The 17467-nt window shown below is 52.3% G+C and carries 14 protein-coding genes; 5 read left to right on the top strand and 9 right to left on the bottom strand.

The annotated features are described in order from the left end of the window. Nucleotides 1-10 precede the first annotated feature (10 nt). A complete protein-coding gene (locus PMIT1303_RS05960; protein ID WP_231901355.1) occupies nucleotides 11-1027 on the bottom strand; it encodes an LCP family protein in 1017 nt (338 codons plus the stop codon). A 182-nt stretch (nucleotides 1028-1209) separates the two neighbouring features. Between PMIT1303_RS05960 and malQ the strand changes: the two genes are divergently transcribed. Beyond that, nucleotides 1210-2775, top strand: a complete 1566-nt coding sequence (gene malQ, locus PMIT1303_RS05955; protein WP_063397929.1) for a 4-alpha-glucanotransferase — start codon at nucleotides 1210-1212, stop codon at nucleotides 2773-2775. On the opposite strand, the gene PMIT1303_RS05950 is transcribed toward malQ, so the two are convergent. Further along, entirely contained in the window at nucleotides 2697-3626 is a 930-nt protein-coding gene (locus tag PMIT1303_RS05950) for a RodZ family helix-turn-helix domain-containing protein (RefSeq protein WP_063397928.1), read from the bottom strand. The two genes, malQ and PMIT1303_RS05950, sit on opposite strands and share 79 nt — an antisense overlap. Nucleotides 3627-3659: 33 nt before the next feature. Continuing rightward, on the bottom strand, nucleotides 3660-4394 hold the full coding sequence (locus PMIT1303_RS05945) for a pseudouridine synthase (protein WP_063397927.1): 735 nt from the start codon (nucleotides 4392-4394) through the stop codon (nucleotides 3660-3662). Nucleotides 4395-4709: 315 nt separating this feature from the next. On the opposite strand from PMIT1303_RS05945, the gene PMIT1303_RS05940 reads away from it, so the two are divergent. Further along, entirely contained in the window at nucleotides 4710-5672 is a 963-nt protein-coding gene (locus PMIT1303_RS05940; protein WP_063398003.1) for an RpoD/SigA family RNA polymerase sigma factor, read from the top strand. 283 nt (nucleotides 5673-5955) lie between these two features. On the opposite strand, the gene PMIT1303_RS05935 is transcribed toward PMIT1303_RS05940, so the two are convergent. After that, the gene (locus tag PMIT1303_RS05935; protein WP_063397926.1) at nucleotides 5956-7602 is read right to left on the bottom strand and encodes an AarF/ABC1/UbiB kinase family protein; all 1647 of its coding nucleotides are present in this window, start codon (nucleotides 7600-7602) and stop codon (nucleotides 5956-5958) included. 101 nt (nucleotides 7603-7703) lie between these two features. On the opposite strand from PMIT1303_RS05935, the gene PMIT1303_RS05930 reads away from it, so the two are divergent. Both PMIT1303_RS05930 and PMIT1303_RS05925 read left to right on the top strand, forming a co-directional pair. After that, nucleotides 7704-9104: a lysine decarboxylase gene (locus tag PMIT1303_RS05930; RefSeq protein WP_063397925.1), complete on the top strand. Its 1401-nt coding sequence runs from the start codon at nucleotides 7704-7706 to the stop codon at nucleotides 9102-9104. A 19-nt stretch (nucleotides 9105-9123) separates the two neighbouring features. Next, nucleotides 9124-10038, top strand: coding sequence for a phosphatidate cytidylyltransferase (locus PMIT1303_RS05925; protein ID WP_063398002.1), 915 nt, complete (start codon nucleotides 9124-9126; stop codon nucleotides 10036-10038). A gap of 5 nt (nucleotides 10039-10043) precedes the next feature. On the opposite strand, the gene PMIT1303_RS05920 is transcribed toward PMIT1303_RS05925, so the two are convergent. The 5 genes from PMIT1303_RS05920 to PMIT1303_RS05900 form a co-directional block, all read right to left on the bottom strand. Continuing rightward, a complete protein-coding gene (locus PMIT1303_RS05920; protein WP_063397924.1) occupies nucleotides 10044-10685 on the bottom strand; it encodes a DUF2993 domain-containing protein in 642 nt (213 codons plus the stop codon). Between the two features lie 2 nt (nucleotides 10686-10687). Then, the gene (locus PMIT1303_RS05915) at nucleotides 10688-11587 is read right to left on the bottom strand and encodes an alpha/beta fold hydrolase (protein ID WP_063398001.1); all 900 of its coding nucleotides are present in this window, start codon (nucleotides 11585-11587) and stop codon (nucleotides 10688-10690) included. Nucleotides 11588-11601: 14 nt separating this feature from the next. Continuing rightward, entirely contained in the window at nucleotides 11602-12762 is a 1161-nt protein-coding gene (locus PMIT1303_RS05910; RefSeq protein ID WP_063397923.1) for an iron-containing alcohol dehydrogenase family protein, read from the bottom strand. Nucleotides 12763-12778: 16 nt separating this feature from the next. Then, entirely contained in the window at nucleotides 12779-15358 is a 2580-nt protein-coding gene (locus PMIT1303_RS05905; protein WP_011825646.1) for an ATP-dependent Clp protease ATP-binding subunit, read from the bottom strand. Nucleotides 15359-15533: 175 nt separating this feature from the next. Then, the gene (locus tag PMIT1303_RS05900) at nucleotides 15534-16019 is read right to left on the bottom strand and encodes a GNAT family N-acetyltransferase (protein ID WP_063397922.1); all 486 of its coding nucleotides are present in this window, start codon (nucleotides 16017-16019) and stop codon (nucleotides 15534-15536) included. Between the two features lie 69 nt (nucleotides 16020-16088). Between PMIT1303_RS05900 and lysA the strand changes: the two genes are divergently transcribed. Beyond that, on the top strand, nucleotides 16089-17456 hold the full coding sequence (gene lysA, locus PMIT1303_RS05895) for a diaminopimelate decarboxylase (RefSeq protein WP_063397921.1): 1368 nt from the start codon (nucleotides 16089-16091) through the stop codon (nucleotides 17454-17456). Nucleotides 17457-17467: the final 11 nt, after the last annotated feature.

Below are 17467 nucleotides of genomic sequence, written 5' to 3'. Positions count from 1 at the left end.
TGAGGCCCTGTTAGTTGCCCTGCGGCCAGAGCGGCATGGGGTGGCTTGCCTTGAGTTGCCGCAGGGTTTGTTCCCCGGCTCTTGGGGCTAGAGGTAACTCGCTGAGGATTGGGAATTGATTGTTGCTAAGAGCCGCTGCCGTGAGGCTTAACAACTCACGAGGGGTTAAATCGGTTTGTACTTCTTTTGAAAACTCTTTCAGAAGTTTGGGGAGTTTTGCGAGGGTGTTCGGCTGTCGCAATTGTCTAGACAGACCGTTCAGGATCCATTGTTGTCTTTGACGCCGACCGCTTTCTTCTTCAGGACCAGCGCGGTAGCGAACCAGTTGTTCTACCTCGCTTCCATTGAGTCTCTGCCGCCCTGCTTGCAAGTCCACCGAATAGTTCTGGGCATTGTCTTTGTGTTTAAAAGGCGTGTTGAGGTTGACCTCCACATCTCCGAGTCCATCTACAAGGACTCTTAGAGCTTTGCGGGGGATCACCACAAAGCGGTGGGGTTGTCCTTTTGTAAGGCCGAGGATTTCTGCAATCACATCGGCGGTAAGGGCAATACCCCCCCGCCCGTAACTTGACGCTAGTGGTTGCATCCCATTGCTTCCAGGCAGGGTCACAGCGAGTTCAATCGGCAGCTGAAGAACTTCAACAGGTTGCTTGGCCGCAACCTTCACGAGCATCAGGCTGTCTGCATTGGCTGAACCCATCGGTGCAGCTTGGTTTGTGAGATCGTTCAGTTGGTCTGAATCAATGCCCACTAACAAGATGATGATTGGTTGTTTGGGAAGCGGCGCTAGGGAGGTTGCTTTGTCCACTGATGGATCGCCTTTGGCGACTTGATCTGGCTCCGGCCAGAGCAGCCCCAGGGCCGTGCTTGCCAGCCAAAGACCACCCAGGGTCGCAGCCAGGCGTAGCAAGGTACGGCCTGGATATTTCCCCATCCAGTGACCCACGCTCGATGGCGTTGGCGTTCTGCCTGAATCTTGTGTAGGCATCAACCGTCTTGAGGACAGCGGCATCACAGTCTTGCTCAACTACAGCTCCTTAGGGTTAAAAGTCCAATGGCTTTTGGACTAACCGAGACTTCTGACAAGGCATCTTGCGAGGATGTAACGACCCTGCCTAAGTCCTTCCAAGATTGATTGGGGCTAATGGCTGATCTAGATGCTGACTTCGATCAGATCCCAATGTTGTTTTTATTTTCTGGTGTTTTTTGATGGTTGAGGGCAGCTCAGCGTTAGTTCGCACGACCGGGGTGTTACTTCATCCCACAGCACTGCCTGCAAGTCCAGTTTGCGGCAGTTTCGGTGCTCCTTCAAGGGCTTGGTTGCAATCACTTGCTCGCCATGACATCGGCGTATGGCAGTTGTTGCCTTTGGCTCCTCCTGATGCGACAGGGTCTCCCTACAGCTCCCCTTCAAGCTTTGCTCTTAACCCTTGGTTGCTTGATGCCGATGATCTTGTTGATGAGGATTTCCTGTCCGCATCCGTTCTTCGTGAGTTGCCAGGAACAGTTCCTATCCAGGAGCCTTGCGCATCGGTTGATTTTGCTCTGGCTGACCTTCGCAGTCAGCGACTTGGCATAGCCTTAAGGGAGGCTTGGTCAGAGCAGGCTAGAGACCATCATCTTGCCTTTGAGAGTTGGTGTGGCAAGCAGTTCTGGCTTGAGGACCATGTTTTATTTATGGAACTCCGTCGTCAGCATCAAGGCCTCCCTTGGTGGGAATGGCCGGAAGGCTTGGCAGCTCATCAACGTAGGGCTCTCAATGCCTGGAAAGGTCATCATCAGGAGGCTCTGCTTGAACATCGTTTGCTGCAATGGCAGCTTGATCGGCAGTGGCAAGCACTGAGACATCTAGCAGGCGAGCTTGGCGTTTTGTTGTTTGGTGATCTGCCTTTTTATGTTGCGCGCGATAGCGCTGACGTTTGGAGTCATCAGGGCCTGTTTTCGATCCTTCAAGGAGGGGAGCTTGAGATCCAAAGTGGTGTTCCCCCTGATTATTTCTCCAGTACAGGACAACTCTGGGGCACGCCTGTTTATCGCTGGTGGCGGCATCGCTGCAGTGGATTCCATTGGTGGCGTAGCCGCTTTGTGCGTCAATGGCAACAGGTGGATCTTTTACGCCTCGACCATTTCAGGGCGCTTGCGTCTTATTGGGCAGTTCCTGGATCCGATACGACAGCGGAGCACGGGGAGTGGCGGTCTTCTCCAGGTGCAGCTCTATTGAAGCGGCTAAGGCGTGATGCTGGTGGCATCTTGCCACTGGTTGCAGAAGATCTGGGAGTGATTACCCCTGATGTGGAAGAGCTACGAGACCAATTTGGTCTGCCTGGAATGAAAATTATCCAGTTTGCTTTTGATGGCAATCCCAGTAATCCCTATCTACCTGAAAATATTAAGGGTCATAACTGGGTGGTTTATACAGGCACTCACGACAATCCAACGACGCTGGGTTGGTGGCAGCAGCTTGATCTCGACATCCGTGAGCGGGTCGCAGATCGATTGAAGGGTGTAGTTCATGCCCCTGGTTGGCAGTTGCTGGAGCTGGGCCTAGCGACAGAGGCGTGTTTAGTGATGACCCCTGTGCAGGATTTGCTTCATTTAGATGATGTAGCTCGTTTCAACACCCCTGGCACTGTCGAGGGAAATTGGTGTTGGCGGTTGTCTTGCTTTGATTCAGCTCTTGATGGAGCCCTCAGAGGCTATGGCGAGAGAGGCGCTGTCTGGGGACGTTCGCTTGAATCGGCGGCCGGTTTGCTGACGGCATCTGCGAGTCGGTAAATCCCAGGATTATTGGGTTCGTGAGTATGCGCCTGGCCCTTCCAAATGACTCTGTCCTCAGGAGCAGCTGGAGGCTTGATCTCTAGTAGGAGGGGTGGCCGCAATTGAAGAGTGAGTGTCCCCTGAGCTTCTCTGAGATTTGTGAGATCTTTCCCAGCGCTGTTGATTTTGAGCATACGTGGCTGACTGAGATTGATCTCCAGTAGACCTATCTCACCCTGAGCTTGGTGCTGGATAAGGGTTGCGTTGAGCCATTGTTCTGGAGATCGTTTTTGTGCTTCTTCCAGGGGTCTTAGGCCATCAAGGGCGGGGTTGGCTGTCTCGCTTGCGTGCTGATCAGCAAGGGATTCAAGGCTGACTGTGATTGGCGAGAGGGTTTGACTGTTGAGTGCAGCAAGATGCTTTTGCTGGTGATTGAGGGCCAAGAGGCTGCTGAGCATGACCACGGCATAAATCACACTCCCTTGCCAGGTGGTGAAGACATCGATGCTGCCGGGGGTGAATCGCGTCAGGCCCCTGTTGGAATGAGTTTGGTTCCTAGCATTGCGTTCTGGCATAGCCCCGTTGAGGCTGCCTGGGGCTAGTTCAAGATGCTGCTCCAGCAGCGGAAGCATTGAGCACAGATAGGCTGGCTCTGGTAGTCGTTTGATCCACCCCCGTTCAATTGCTTCTAGAACGGGGGTAGTGATTCGTGTTTCTTCAGCTAAATCACGCAGGCTCATTCCACACTGTTCGCGACGCTCTCTGAGTTGACGACCAGCTTCCAGTAATGAGCTCTGGAATATCTGTTGTGGATCTTGTCTGGTTTCGACTTCAGATCTTGATTTTTGCCATGGAAGGTTTAGTCGCATCGGCGTTTCAATTGGATGGCTTTGTCAAGCGCATCAACACATTGAGGGCTTGGTGATTTTCAGTAGGGGAGCCCATTCTCTCTCGTTAAGAGCGCGCCAGCACCCTTCTGGTAATGCGTCTAGGGCAACATTTGCAATCGCAGTGCGTTGAAGGTCTAATACGGGGTGACCTAGTTGTTCGGCTACGCGACGGATTTGCCGGTTGCGGCCTTCCCTGAGAACCACCTTCAAAAGGCTTTGACTTGGGTGTGATTGCAAAAGCTCTAGCTCAGCGGGCAAGGTTGTTTTCCCATCAAGCATGACGCCATGCCGCCAGCTTGAGAGCACTAGGGCTGAGGGTTTACCTTCCACCAAGACTTGGTAAGTCTTGTCATGTGCATAGCGTGGATGGGTCAATCGCAGCGTGAGCTCTCCTTGGTTGGTGATTAGCAGAGCTCCTCGGCTATCGGCATCAAGTCTGCCTACAGGGTGAAGGCCCTTGCATAGTTTGTCGGGCAGCAGGCTGAAGACAGTCACTCGCCCGTGGGGATCATGACAACTAGTGATCACCCCCGCAGGTTTGTTGAACAGCAACACTCTTGTTTCGGTGTTGGAATTGAGCACACGCCCATCTACAGAGATCTTGTCAAGCTCTGGATCGGCCTTGTCGCCAAGCTTGGCAAGATGGCCATTCAACGTTACCCGCTCTTGCAGGAGGAGTTGCTCTGCATGGCGTCGGGAGCATAGTCCTGACGCTGCAATCAGCTTCTGCAGTCTTTGTTGCTTCATGCCAATGTTTTCAGCATGGCTTTCAGCGGGCGCCGAGACCCAGATGCACCATATCCATCTCCAAACATTTAATAGTTGGAAGAGTGTTTGGGAAGATGTGGTGAGGTTTTCGAGGAGATCATTATAGATAAGTATTTGCAAGTGCTTGGCGCATCAACAGACTGTCTCTATTGATGGCGCTTGAAGAAAAAACGTTAATTCTCGGTTTTAAAGCCTTCTTCATTTTGGCAATGGAGTGGAATTCGTCCGCAAGGCATTGATTTGCTCTTGGCAAACGATGGTAAATTAGGAAACTTGGTTGTTTCGTTATTCAGTATGGCTCCCTTGGCGGTGCTTTCAGATGTCGACCTGGTGCGTTCATACCTGCGCGATATCGGTCGAGTGCCGCTACTGAGCCATGAGCAGGAGATCACGCTGGGTCGTCAGGTGCAGGAGTTGATGTCTTTAGAGCAGCTTGAGTCTGAACTGGAAGGTCAAACAGGTGAGCCAGCGAGTCGTAAAGAGCTAGCGAAGGCAGCTGGCTTGAGTGCGTTGCAGCTCAAGAAGAAGTTGCAGAGCGGACGACGTGCGAAGGAGCGGATGGTGTCTGCGAACCTGCGCTTAGTGGTGAGTGTTGCCAAGAAGTACACCAAACGGAATATGGAGCTGCTTGATTTGATCCAAGAGGGAACGATCGGCTTGGTGAGGGGAGTGGAGAAGTTCGACCCAACCCGTGGCTACAAGTTTTCGACCTATGCGTATTGGTGGATTCGTCAGGGGATCACGCGTGCGATTGCGGAGAAGAGCCGGACGATCCGTCTGCCGATCCATATCACGGAGATGCTGAACAAGCTCAAGAAAGGTCAGCGAGAGTTAAGTCAGGAGATGGGGCGCACGCCAACAGTGAGCGAACTTGCAGAGTTTGTGGAGTTGCCTGAGGAGGAGGTGAAGGATCTGATGTGCCGTGCCCGTCAGCCGATGAGTTTGGAGATGAAGGTGGGAGATGGGGATGAAACGGAGTTGCTTGAGTTGCTTGCGGGGGAAGAGGAGTTGCCGAGCGAGAAGGTGGAAGTGGATTGCATGAAAGGCGATTTACGTACCTTGCTGGAAAAGTTGCCCGAGCTGCAGGGTCGTGTGCTGCGGATGCGTTATGGAATCGACGGAGGGGAGCCGATGAACCTCACCGGGATTGCTAAGACTTTAGGAATGAGTCGCGATCGAACACGCCGTCTGGAGAGGGAAGGCTTGGCGTTGATGCGAACCTCCTCGTTTGAACTTGAGGCTTATATGGTGGTTTGAAACTTGTTTTTTAGTTTTCTGAGAGTCGACAACCAAAGCTAACCTTGAGGGATTATTCCTAGATTAATTTATCCTAACTCTCATCCGCATCAGTTGCATATTCTCTTTCCTTTTTTATTGCCTGTTCAGCATGAGATGAATATAACTTAGTTGGAATATGGCTAAATCTCCGTGCCAATCGATAGATGACTCTCGTGATAATCAGACCATTGATGAATGGCAGAGACTTGTATCTTGGAGTAGCTTCTTTCCCTCTGGCGATTGTTATCCTTTGTGCCCATGTTTAGGTGGTCCGTGGAGTAAGATTTTGCAACATGCCATTTGCGACCTTGCGAGGACTGAAGGTTCGCCGTAGCAGGCTCATTAAGGCCTTGATATCAGATGCGCTTAAGCGCTCATCTTTGATCAATGTCATCAGTAGACGACTACGCAAAGTGGATCCATCTGGGCCAAGTAGCAGTTTTAGACCTGCTCCTGCTACAGGGATTAGTTCTGCATCTGGTGCTACAGCGTCTTGGTTTATCACTTTCAGCAAACTTTCAATTCGCTCCAGACGCAGGTGCCCATTATTATCGAAAATCACCTCCATCAGTTTCTCTCGCATCTCCATTGAGTCTCCTGCCAGTAGACGTTTGGCTACATATGGGTAGGCAATTCCAATAATCTTGAACTCTGGATCTAGCCTTAATGCAAGACCTTCTTGACTAACAACAGCTCGGATGATCAAGGCAAATCTCGCCGGGACTCTGAAGGGGTAATCGAACATCAGTTCTGAGAAACGATCGGTGATTGCCTTGAAGTTGAAGGACTCCACCGATTCACCAAGAGAGCCACCAAGTACTTCTTCTAGTGCCGGTATGATTGACGTTAGATCACTTGTTAGACTAAGGAATCCCAGCTTTTGAAAGTCTTTAGCTAGAGCCTTGAAATCGTTGTTGATTAGGTGAACTACTGCTCCAGTAAGAGTGAGACGATCGTCATCACTAATTGAATCCATCATGCCGAAATCGCAGTAGGCAAGATGACCCATCCTTTTACTTTGACCACTGAGGGCAAAAATGTTGCCTGGGTGAGGATCAGCATGGAAATAGCCGAACTCAAAAAGTTGCTGAAGACCGCTGATGACGGCCGTCCTGATAAGTGCTGTTGGATTAAGAAGTTGGGCTTTTAACTCCTTGCGGTCTCGTAGCTTCGTGCCCTCGATCCAGCTTGTGGTTAGTACACGGCGGGATGACAGCAATCGCTCCACCCTCGGGACCGTCACCGTTGGGTCTTTGGCGAAAAGAGCCGCAAATCGTTCAGCATTGTTAGCTTCTTGTTCGTAATCAATTTCCTCAAATAGGCTGCGACCAAATTCATCAATGATGTTGCCTAGTCCAAAGCCCAAGTTGAGTGGGAGCACTGGTGCTGACAGCACGCCGAGAAGGCGGATGATGACGAGATCGCGGCGCAAGATGAACGCCAGTTGAGGACGTTGTACTTTCACGGCTACCCATTGATTACCGTGTAGGCGAGCTTTGTAGACTTGGCCAAGGCTGGCTGCAGCAATTGGTTGGTTAGGAAACTCTTCAAAGAGTTGACTAGCTGGAGCCCCAAGATCTTCTGCCAACGTGGCGAGGGCCGTGGCATGGTTGAAGGAGGGCAGATTGTCTTGAAGGCTGGTGAGTTCCTCGAGCCATTCACGCTTGATTAGATCTGGTCGGGTGGAAAGCGCTTGGCCCACCTTGATAAAGCAAGGCCCGAGGTTGGTGAGGGTGATGAGCAGTTTTTTTGCGAGCCTTTTTTGTGCCTCTTCGTCGTTGTTAGAGCCCTGAGCCAGCACTCTCACCGCCAGTGTGAGCAGTGAGGTGAGCACATGAATGAATCGAGGTATCCACACCCAGGGCCTGGCTAGCAACCAGAGCAGATCCTGATACGCGTCGTAACGCATCGGGGCTTTGCGGAATGCTGAAGCGGACGATGGATTGGAGCTGTTCAACAGACCGCCTGGGCACGTTGATCATCAGACTTTAGAAACGGCGATTCACCTTCATGGGCTTTCTTCCCCTGTTGACTCGCGACCGTGGTCGCAGCTTGCATCTCCCCGCTCATGGTCGTGGGGCTGGCTTGCCTGATGATCTGCGTGCAATGTTGCGCCATCGAGCTGGCATCTGGGATCTGCCGGAACTTCCTGAGTTGGGTGGGCCATTGATGCAGGAGGGGGCGGTGGCAGAGAGTCAAAGGCAGGCAGCGATTGCTATCGGGGCTGAGCGGGGTTGGTATGGCGTCAATGGCGCGACAGGCCTCTTGCAGGCTGCTCTCTTGGCAATAGCAAGGCCTGGTCAGGCTGTGTTGATGCCTCGCAATGTCCATCGCAGCCTCATTCAGGCTTGTGTTTTGGGCGATCTCACGCCTGTCTTGTTTGACCTGCCTTTCATGGTTGATCGGGGTCATGTGTTTCCCCCTGATGGACCTTGGTTGAAGGACGTTTTGAATGAACTTCCCATCGCTGGTGTTGAGATCGCTGCAGCTGTGTTGGTGCATCCCACTTATCAGGGCTATGCGACGGATCTCAAGCCCATGGTTGTTGAGCTTCATTCTCGGGGTTGGCCGGTATTAGTGGATGAGGCTCATGGTGCTCATTTCGCTAGTCGGGTGGATGCATCTTTGCCTGATTCTGCGATCACAGCAGGTGCTGACTTAATAGTCCACTCATTGCACAAATCTGCTGCCGGTTTGACTCAGACCGCAGTGCTTTGGAGCCAAGGGGATCGCGTTGATCCCAAAGCTGTCGAGCGCAGTCTCGGCTGGTTGCAAACCACCAGTCCAAGCGCACTCTTGCTGGCTTCTTGTGAAGCGTCGCTGAATGACTTGTGCAAGCCTGCGGGCTTGCACAAGCTGGGAACGCGCCTCAAGGATGCTCGTGAATTGGCGGTTCAACTTCGTCAGTTGGGATTGCCTTTGCTTGAAAACCAGGATCCCTTGCGGCTGATTTTGCACACCGCTGCAGATGGTATCAGCGGACTTGAAGCAGATGCTTGGCTGATGGATAGGGGGCTGGTGGGCGAACTTCCAGAACCAGGCTGCCTAACGTTTTGTCTTGGCTTGGCGCCCCAGCGTGGATTGGTCAGGCTGATGCATCGTCGCTGGCGGGGACTCCTTGCAGCCAAAGGTCAGGGCCTACCTTTGCCAGTCTTTACGCCCCCGCCACTGCCGCGCATTACAGCACCAGCAATGGCTTGCGGCTTGGCTTGGCGCGCTCAAAGTCAGAGAGTGTCGATTGCTGATGCGGTAGGGAGAGTCGCGGCGGAGTTAATCTGTCCCTATCCTCCAGGGATTCCCTTGCTAGTGCCAGGTGAGAAGCTGGATCACAGACGTGTGGACTGGCTTTTAGAGCAGCAGAACCTTTGGCCCGAGCAGATCGCTGGTACGGTAAAAGTTCTGGCCTTGTAAGACCATCAATGGTGTGGGCGTGATAGCAGAGGCCTTTCGATCGAGATTGGTAGCAGCCGGATCTTCCAGCCAGCGGATTAGCAGTGGTCTGGCTGCCGGAGCGTTCGGTTTGGTGGTGGTTGCTTTAGGGGGTTGGTGGTTCACGGTTGGTTTGGGTGTGATCGTGCACCTTGCTTTGCTTGAGTTTTTCCGCATGGCGAAGTTCACCGGAATTAGGCCGGCGACGAAAACGACTCTTGTGGCCTGTCAGTTGTTGCTGATCAGTACACAGTGGGGAGTGGTTGGCGGCTTGCCATCTGATCTTGCTGCAGCAGTGCTGCCTCTCTCTGGAGCAGCCATTTGCGGTTGGTTGTTGCTTCAGCCGATCACCGGCTCCATTGCCGATATCGCCGCCTCGATCTTTGGGTTGTTTTACTTGGGGTTTTTACCCAGCCATTGGTTGCGATTGCGCAATTTGAGTGCTCTCGATCTTGCTCCTGGGCTGGGTCAGCTTCCTGGCTGGTGTGCAGGCTGGTTGACTTCTGGGATGGCGATCACTTTGGTGGCTTGCTTGATGATCGTCGCTAGTGATATTGGCTCTTATGAATTGGGACGTCGTTTTGGACGCCTACCTTTATCTTCTATTTCGCCTGGGAAGACTGTGGAAGGTGCTGTCGGAGGCCTGTTTTGCGCAATGACTATAGGGGCAGTCGCCGGTGAGCTTTTGGCTTGGCCATTGGGTTTTTTGCTGGGCGTGCTGCTTGGAGTTTTGGTTGCATTATTTGCGCTGGTTGGAGACCTGATCGAGTCGATGATGAAACGAGATGCTGGTCTTAAGGATTCTGGTGATGCGCTGCCTGGTCATGGCGGCATCCTTGATCGCATTGATAGCTATCTCTTCACTCCTGCAGTGGTGTATTACGCAGTAACGCTGATCCTGCCTGTCATGAGTTAATGCGATCAGGGTGTTACTGATGCGCGACCTTTGAGGTGAAGTTGTCCACCGTTCAGAACGGCTTCTTCAATGTGAATAGCAGGGTCCATGGGTAGTGAAGCTTCTAAATCCACATCCTCGTGTCTAATCAGCACGGTTCCTTGATCCGCTCTGATTAGAAAACGTCGTCTTGCCGGTTCTTGTTGACCAATCACTGGAGCCTGTAATTCCAAGGTGTCGTTGTTGATTTGAAGTCCGCCAAGAGGCGTTATGCCAATGAGCTCTTCTGCTAGCCAATCGCCAAGCCATCTCCATGGATCTGATAGCAGGACCTGATTGAGGTCTTTGTCCGTGATTGATACAGTTCCCTGCAGATCAAAGCTTTGCTCCAGAGTCACAACCTGGGCTGATTTACCGAGGTTCATGTTCAGCCTGAGGGGGCCGCTTTTTAATTCGGCGTAATGCAATGGCAGGCCTTGAAAGATCACCTCCTTGGCCATGAGACTGACTCCTGAAAGACGACCTCTCAATAGCTCCAGAGCAGATCCGTGCAGTTCCAGCTTCAGTTCACCAACGGCATCGCATTGTCGGCGGACCCAAATCTTTAGACCATTGGCGAGGAGTTGCAGTAAAGGGCCGGTACTGGTGGTGGATGAAGGATCTCCCATGGCTAGGACAAAGCTTGAAGCCAGCGTTGGGCGACAATCTTGGGATGGTCTAGGTGTGGTAAATGGCCGCAGTTGTCAAGTTCTTCCACGTGAGACCCCAGCAGGGTGAGGGCTTCCCGTCTCTGAGGTCCATTTAGGATACGGTCGTTGGCACCCCAGATCACATGAAGTGGTTGTTGGGGTAGCGGTGTTCCGCAATTGGCGATACCTCCACTGCGGGCAAAGGCAGCTAGTGATCTCCTCCAGCCTGATACCTGTAGATGAAGGGAAGCGATTTGTTCCTCAGCATCTCCGACAGAGTTTTTGGGATCAGCGAAGGCTTGTCGGCAGATGCTGCGTCGCACGGCCGGTTGACTAAGGATCCATGCTCCCAGTTGATCTAGGCCTGGAGGGATAGGTTTTGGCCGTCCTGTTAATCCTGCAGGCGAAAGTAAGAGCAAGCGGTTGATTTGTTTTGGATGACGTCGAGCAAGCTCCATGGCAATAGCACCTCCCATTGATGCTCCGATGACTCCCACTGGAGAATTAGAGGGCAGATGGGCTAGCAGTTCATCGAGGTGACGGATGAGCGCTTCTTGTCCATAGTCAGCTTCAGGGGGACGGGGAGAGAAGCCAAAACCATACAAATCCGGAATCACAAGCTGATGGTGAGGGCTTAATAACGGCGCTAGGCGTCGGAATTCAAGGAAGCTGCTATCAAACCCATGCAGCAGCAGCACTGGAGCCCCCTCGCCAGTAATGGCTACTGGGTAGGACTCAGGCTCTGAAGTCGAGCTTGGGACAAGCCCCGGTAAAGACCACCACTGAACTTGATTGGCCAGGTCACGGGCTAATGGATCCAGAAGTTGTGGTGTGAGTTGACGTAAAAGGGTTTCTGACGAGGCGATTGTTTGGGCTGCCATTCCAGTTTTGAGGTTCAAGAGGCTGCCATTCGCTTGGTGACTGTGGATTCGACGGGGACCGGGCCATTGTCGCTAGCGCCGAGGAGTGCTTCGAGTAGGGCGCTGGAATTGACGGTAAACGGCAGTTGATGAAGGTCAGAGCCTTGTTGACAGGCAAATTGGCAGACCTCATGCAGCTCGTGAAGACTCAAATTCGATAGGCCCAGATCCTCAAGATTTACAGGCAGATCAAGTTCTTTGAGGAATGGAATCAGTTGTCGCCTTGCTTGTCCGGCCAGTTGATGGCCTCCAATAATCTCCTCAAGACGCAACTGTACGAGAATCCCGTAACCCACCTTTTCTCCATGAAGGACCTCATGGCAATCTTTTAATTGCGTGAGTGCGTTGTGTACCGCGTGGGCAGCGGCAGTACGGCAGCGAGAACCGCCAATCCCTCCGATCAGCCCTGCAGTTAGTGCGCAGGCTTCGGCAACCCTGATCCAGGCCAGGCTGTTTTGATCTTTCAGCGCTTCAGGCCCATCAAGCAGCAGCTGATCGCGCAAGACCCTTGCCATCTGCACAGCTTGTTGAATCAAGCCATCGTTGCTGGAGCCATTGCTGACAGACGCTTCGTACCACTTGGCGATTGCATCTGCGATGCCGCTTGCGAGAGTCCGGGGAGGAGCCTGACGCACGAGACCATGATCAAAGATCATCAGATGTGGACATCGAGCCAGAACTTGATCGCGTTGAAAAGCACCTGTTGGTGAATAGATATTGGCGAGGGCGGTCCAACCGGCACAGGTGGCTGCACTAAGTGGAACTGTGATGCATGGGATGCCTAGCCGATGGGCCAAAAGCTTCCCGGCATCTAGCACCTTGCCCCCACCGGCGGCAATCACACCGTCGCAGGAGTTGTACAAGGCAAGAGCATTGATCCGCTTGAGATCCATCTCGCAACAATCGTGCTTGAGCTCAGCAGACACTGTGTTGAGTCCAAGGTTCCTGAGGTTGTTGAGTAATCCCTGGCGTAACTCAGCCGTGGCGATGCTGCGTCCAAGAAGTAAAGGTGAGCGGCAAATCGAGGCAATGAGTTGATGGCTTTCTTCCCAAGCCCTTTCTCCCCTAACAACCTTTGCGGGGGCGATGGAGTGAGCGCAGTGAGAGACCTCCTCAGGCAAATTGTTTTTGTTCATTGATGTTGGAGAGGTGTCAGACGCCTGCTCCAGCGAGTTCCGGTGTGGCAGTAGTTTTGCTGACATGGCGGACAACGATTTGCTTGTTGTCATCCACGTCCATTTCCGCAGCATCACCGTCCTTGATGCGGCCAGTAAGCACTTCCTCGGCAAGACTGTCTTCCATGAGCCGCATGACAGCCCTTCGCAGCGGCCTCGCTCCATAAGAGGGGTTGTATCCCTCTTCCACTAGTCGCTCTTTGAATGCATCTGAAACAGTGAGAGTGATCCCTTTGTCTTGCATGCGAGAGAACACTTCTTTAAGCATGATCTCAGCGATTTCTTTCACCTCATCTCTGCTGAGTTGGCGGAAGACGATAATTTCATCGAGACGGTTGAGAAATTCAGGACGGAAGTATTGTTTTAGTTCTTCGTTGACCAGGGATTTGATCCGGTTGTATTGACTTTCTTCTGCATTTTCACCTGAGAATTCGAAGCCAAGTCCTCCGCCTCCTTTCTCAATCACTTTTGAACCGATATTCGAAGTCATAATGATCAAGGTGTTCTTGAAGTCAACTGTTCTTCCTTTGGAGTCAGTTAGTCGACCATCTTCCAATAATTGAAGCAGCAGGTTAAAAACATCTGGGTGTGCCTTCTCGATTTCGTCGAAGAGCACAACGGTATAAGGTCTACGACGAACAGCTTCGGTGAGTTGTCCCCCTTCGTTGAACCCCACATAGCCAGGAGGTGATCCGATCAGCTTGCTGACCGTATGTCGCTCCATGAATTCCGACATGTCTAGTCGGATCATGGCTTCTTCGCTACCAAAGAAGTAGGTGGCGAGAGCTTTGGTTAGTTCCGTTTTGCCGACGCCCGTAGGGCCTGAAAAGATGAAACTGGCAATGGGGCGATTGGGGTTTTTGAGGCCCACCCTGGCTCGACGGATGGCTTTCGAGACTGCTTTGACGGCTTCATCTTGGCCAATCAGCCTCTGGTGGAGGGTTTCCTCCATGTTTAGGAGCTTCACTGATTCGCTTTCGGTGAGCTTTTGTACAGGTACTCCGGTCCAAGCCGCCACGATGTTGGCAATATCTTCTTCTGTAACCAGTGGTGTGGTGAGAGGAGGAATTGATGGAGCTGTTGTGTCTTTTTCAGGTTGAGGCGTTGGAGTCTCATCGCTGGAACGAACAGCATTTTCTGCCTCGGCGGGGGGCGATTCCTCGCTGTCTTGGCGACTGCTTTGAAGCAGAGTGCGGATCTTTTCTCTTAGCTCAACTTCTTTTTCACGTAATTCGCCGGCTTTGGCGAAGTCCTGATCACGAACGGCATCTTCTTTTTCCTTTTGAACCTTGCGCAATTCTTTGTCAACCTCTTTTGCCGCAGGGGGAAGTTTGGAGTTAAGCAAACGCACACGGCTGCCAGCTTCATCGATTAAGTCGATGGCCTTATCCGGCAGGAAGCGGTCAGAGATATAGCGATCGCCTAGATTTGCGGCGGCATCTAGGGCTTCGTCTGTGATTTTTAGGCGGTGATGCTGTTCGTAGCGCTCCCTTAATCCTTGCAGGATCTCAATGGTTTCAGCGATCGATGGCTCGCCAACCATGACCGGCTGAAATCGGCGTTCTAGGGCAGCATCCCGTTCGATGTGTTTTCGATATTCGTCAAGAGTGGTGGCACCAATGCACTGCAGTTCTCCTCTGGCTAGCGCTGGTTTGAGAATGTTGGCGGCATCGATTGCACCTTCTGCAGCGCCTGCTCCAATCAGTGTGTGCACTTCATCGATGACCAGGATCACGTTGCCTGCGGATTTGATCTCTTCCATGATCTTTTTGAGCCGTTCTTCGAACTCTCCCCGGTATTTGGTTCCAGCAACTAGCAGGCCGATGTCGAGGGTTAGAACCCTCTTCTCTTCAAGGATGTCGGGAATATCTCCCTGTTGGATGCGTTGAGCGAGGCCTTCAGCAATTGCTGTTTTTCCAACTCCAGGCTCTCCAATCAGTACAGGGTTGTTCTTTGTGCGTCTTCCGAGGATCTGAATAACACGATCGATTTCATTTTGTCGCCCGACAACAGGATCAAGCTTGGACTCATTGGCTAGCTGGGTCAGGTTGCTGCCGAATTCATCAAGTGTGGCTGTCTTCGTTGAGCCTTTGCCTCCACCTCCGCCTGCAGTGACCTCGGCGGTTTCTCCGAGCATGCGGATTACTTGGGTGCGCACCTTTGCTAGGTCTACACCAAGGTTTTCGAGTACTCGGGCTGCTACACCCTCACCTTCTCGGATGAGACCAAGCAGTAAATGTTCTGTACCGATGTAATTGTGGCCAAGTTGTCGGGCTTCTTCTAGAGAGAGTTCCAGTACGCGCTTTGCTCTTGGTGTGAAGGGGATTTCTACGGCGACGAAGCCTGAACCACGGCCAATGATCTTTTCAACTTCAACGCGGGCGTCTTTAAGGTTCACGCTCATTGACTTGAGAACCTTCGCTGCCACACCTGTGCCCTCACCGATCAATCCCAAAAGAATCTGCTCGGTGCCCACGAAATTATGACCAAGGCGCCGGGCCTCTTCCTGGGCCAGCATGATCACCTTGATGGCCTTCTCGGTAAACCGCTCGAACATGGTCCGGGGCACGTGAATCTATCTCTAACTTATCAGGGTTGGTGTTGGAATGTGAGGTGTTGGATTATTTGACCTAGTCCCTGTACTGCAAGGGAGTTAGTGGTTTCAATAGTAACAACAAAGTAGCTAAGATGTTTGTCTTCGTTGTATTTTCCGGACGGTAATCCGTACTTATTCAAATCTTTTGTCTTGGCTCAGCCTTCTTCTCTAAGCTTCGCCACTGAATCAGAGCATCTTGGCCGTTGCTGTAATAGTGATGACGACATCCTGCTGTCTTGAATCCGCAGCTTTCGTAAAGCCCTCTGGCCGCCGAATTGTTTCTGGCAACTTCGAGTGTGGCGTGGATGGCTCCAGTTAGTTGCCCTTGCTCGAGCAACTTTGATAGCAGCAGACGGGCTAGGCCCTTTCTGCGATGTTGAGGATGAACGCCTATTGCGGTGAGATGAAGTTCGTCTACCACTAGCCAGCCACAGGCCAAAGCAAGCAGTGTTGAAGACTTGAGCACTCCCATGCAGAGACTGCGGGAATCGATCAATTCCTGAATCCATTGCTGTTTGCTCCAGAGTCCATTGAGTGCGAGTTGATTCAGCTCCATGCACCCATTGATCTGTTCCGGCCCTAGATGGATGACTTCCATTGCTGGGATGTCTTGCTTCAACATGCCTAACCCCCTCCTTGGGGGGATTGATCTCTACATTGATCCCTCTAACTAATTTCCTCGTCCATTGCCATGATTTCATCCAGCCCCTATGAGCCTGGGCGGGATCTCCTTAGCCCCAATTGCAACCTTGCTCCGATTACAACCGAACTTGATGCGCAATCACGCTTGATCGTAGGAGGCTGTCAACTGAGCGAATTGGCTGAGTGCTATGGCACCCCTCTCTATGTGCTTGATGAAGCCACTTTGAGGGCAGCTTGTCAGTCTTACCGTGGGGCATTGCAGCGTCACTATCCAGGTCCATCTCTTCCTATCTATGCCTCTAAGGCCAATAGCTCATTGATGATGAGCAGCCTGGTGGCTTCAGAAGGTTTTGGGCTGGATGTGGTCTCAGCAGGTGAGTTGCTTACCGCTTTGAAGGGAGGTGTGCCAGGCGATTGCATTGTGCTTCATGGCAACAACAAATCTGATCAGGAGCTGCTGCTTGCCTATCGCAATGGCGTCACAATCGTTGCTGATAATCAGCATGATTTAGATCGCCTCTCACAACTGGTGCCGGTTGGGGCAGATCCTGCAAACTTGATGTTGCGTTTCACTCCGGGCATCGAATGCCATACCCATGAGTACATCCGCACCGGCCATCTTGATAGCAAGTTTGGTTTTGATCCAGATCAGCTTGAATCGGTTCTGAATCATTTACTCGGCTGTCCCTGGGCACGGTTAACGGGACTCCACGCTCATATTGGATCGCAGATCTTTGAATTGGAACCTCATCAGGATCTGGCAGATGTGATGGCTGGTGCTCTGCAACTTGCTAGGCGCCTGGGTCATCCAGTCATGGATCTCAACGTTGGAGGAGGCCTAGGTGTCAGATATGTCAGCTCTGATGATCCACCTTCAATTGACAACTGGGTCAAGGTGGTTGCCGAGGCAGTGAATCAAGCCTGTCGTTCTCGCAACCTGGATTTGCCCCGGTTGATGTGTGAGCCGGGTCGATCTCTGGTCGCTGCTGCCGGAGTCACCCTTTATCGGGTTGGATCACGCAAGACCATCCCAGGGCTGCGCACCTATCTTTCTGTCGATGGAGGCATGAGTGACAACCCCCGCCCAATCACGTATCAATCTCTCTATACGGCTTGCCTTGCTGACCGCCCTTTGGCCTCGCCAGACGAGACGATCACTCTGGTTGGCAAGCATTGTGAATCTGGGGACGTTCTGCTTAAGGACCTTGCCTTGCCATATGCCAGCAGTGGAGAAGTCTTGGTCGTGTTTGCGACAGGGGCTTACAACGTCTCAATGAGTTCTAACTACAACCGCATCCCACGACCTGCAGCGGTCCTTGTTCATTCAGGCCACTCGGAGTTGGTGCAGAGGCGGGAGCAGCCAGAAGATCTTCTGCGATATGACGTTATGCCGGAACGATTTGTAGCGTTAGGCTGAGGGGGCAAGGA

Origin of the sequence: Prochlorococcus sp. MIT 1303 (assembly GCF_001631965.1) — a bacterium.
In the GTDB taxonomy this organism is placed as follows: Bacteria; Cyanobacteriota; Cyanobacteriia; order PCC-6307; family Cyanobiaceae; genus Prochlorococcus; species Prochlorococcus marinus_D.
Note: the sequence above shows the minus strand (reverse complement) of the source record. Positions and strands in the feature narration are given on the sequence as shown.

Coding starts and splice junctions, on each gene's coding strand:
- lysA (WP_063397921.1), top strand. CDS start 16,089: ATGATTTCATCCAGCCCCTATGAGCCTGGGCGGGATCTCCTTAGCCCC.
- PMIT1303_RS05930 (WP_063397925.1), top strand. CDS start 7,704: ATGGGCTTTCTTCCCCTGTTGACTCGCGACCGTGGTCGCAGCTTGCAT.
- PMIT1303_RS05945 (WP_063397927.1), bottom strand. CDS start 4,394: ATGAAGCAACAAAGACTGCAGAAGCTGATTGCAGCGTCAGGACTATGC.
- PMIT1303_RS05910 (WP_063397923.1), bottom strand. CDS start 12,762: ATGAACAAAAACAATTTGCCTGAGGAGGTCTCTCACTGCGCTCACTCC.
- PMIT1303_RS05940 (WP_063398003.1), top strand. CDS start 4,710: ATGGCTCCCTTGGCGGTGCTTTCAGATGTCGACCTGGTGCGTTCATAC.
- PMIT1303_RS05935 (WP_063397926.1), bottom strand. CDS start 7,602: ATGCGTTACGACGCGTATCAGGATCTGCTCTGGTTGCTAGCCAGGCCC.
- PMIT1303_RS05920 (WP_063397924.1), bottom strand. CDS start 10,685: ATGGGAGATCCTTCATCCACCACCAGTACCGGCCCTTTACTGCAACTC.
- PMIT1303_RS05900 (WP_063397922.1), bottom strand. CDS start 16,019: ATGTTGAAGCAAGACATCCCAGCAATGGAAGTCATCCATCTAGGGCCG.
- PMIT1303_RS05950 (WP_063397928.1), bottom strand. CDS start 3,626: ATGCGACTAAACCTTCCATGGCAAAAATCAAGATCTGAAGTCGAAACC.
- malQ (WP_063397929.1), top strand. CDS start 1,210: ATGGTTGAGGGCAGCTCAGCGTTAGTTCGCACGACCGGGGTGTTACTT.
- PMIT1303_RS05915 (WP_063398001.1), bottom strand. CDS start 11,587: ATGGCAGCCCAAACAATCGCCTCGTCAGAAACCCTTTTACGTCAACTC.
- PMIT1303_RS05905 (WP_011825646.1), bottom strand. CDS start 15,358: ATGTTCGAGCGGTTTACCGAGAAGGCCATCAAGGTGATCATGCTGGCC.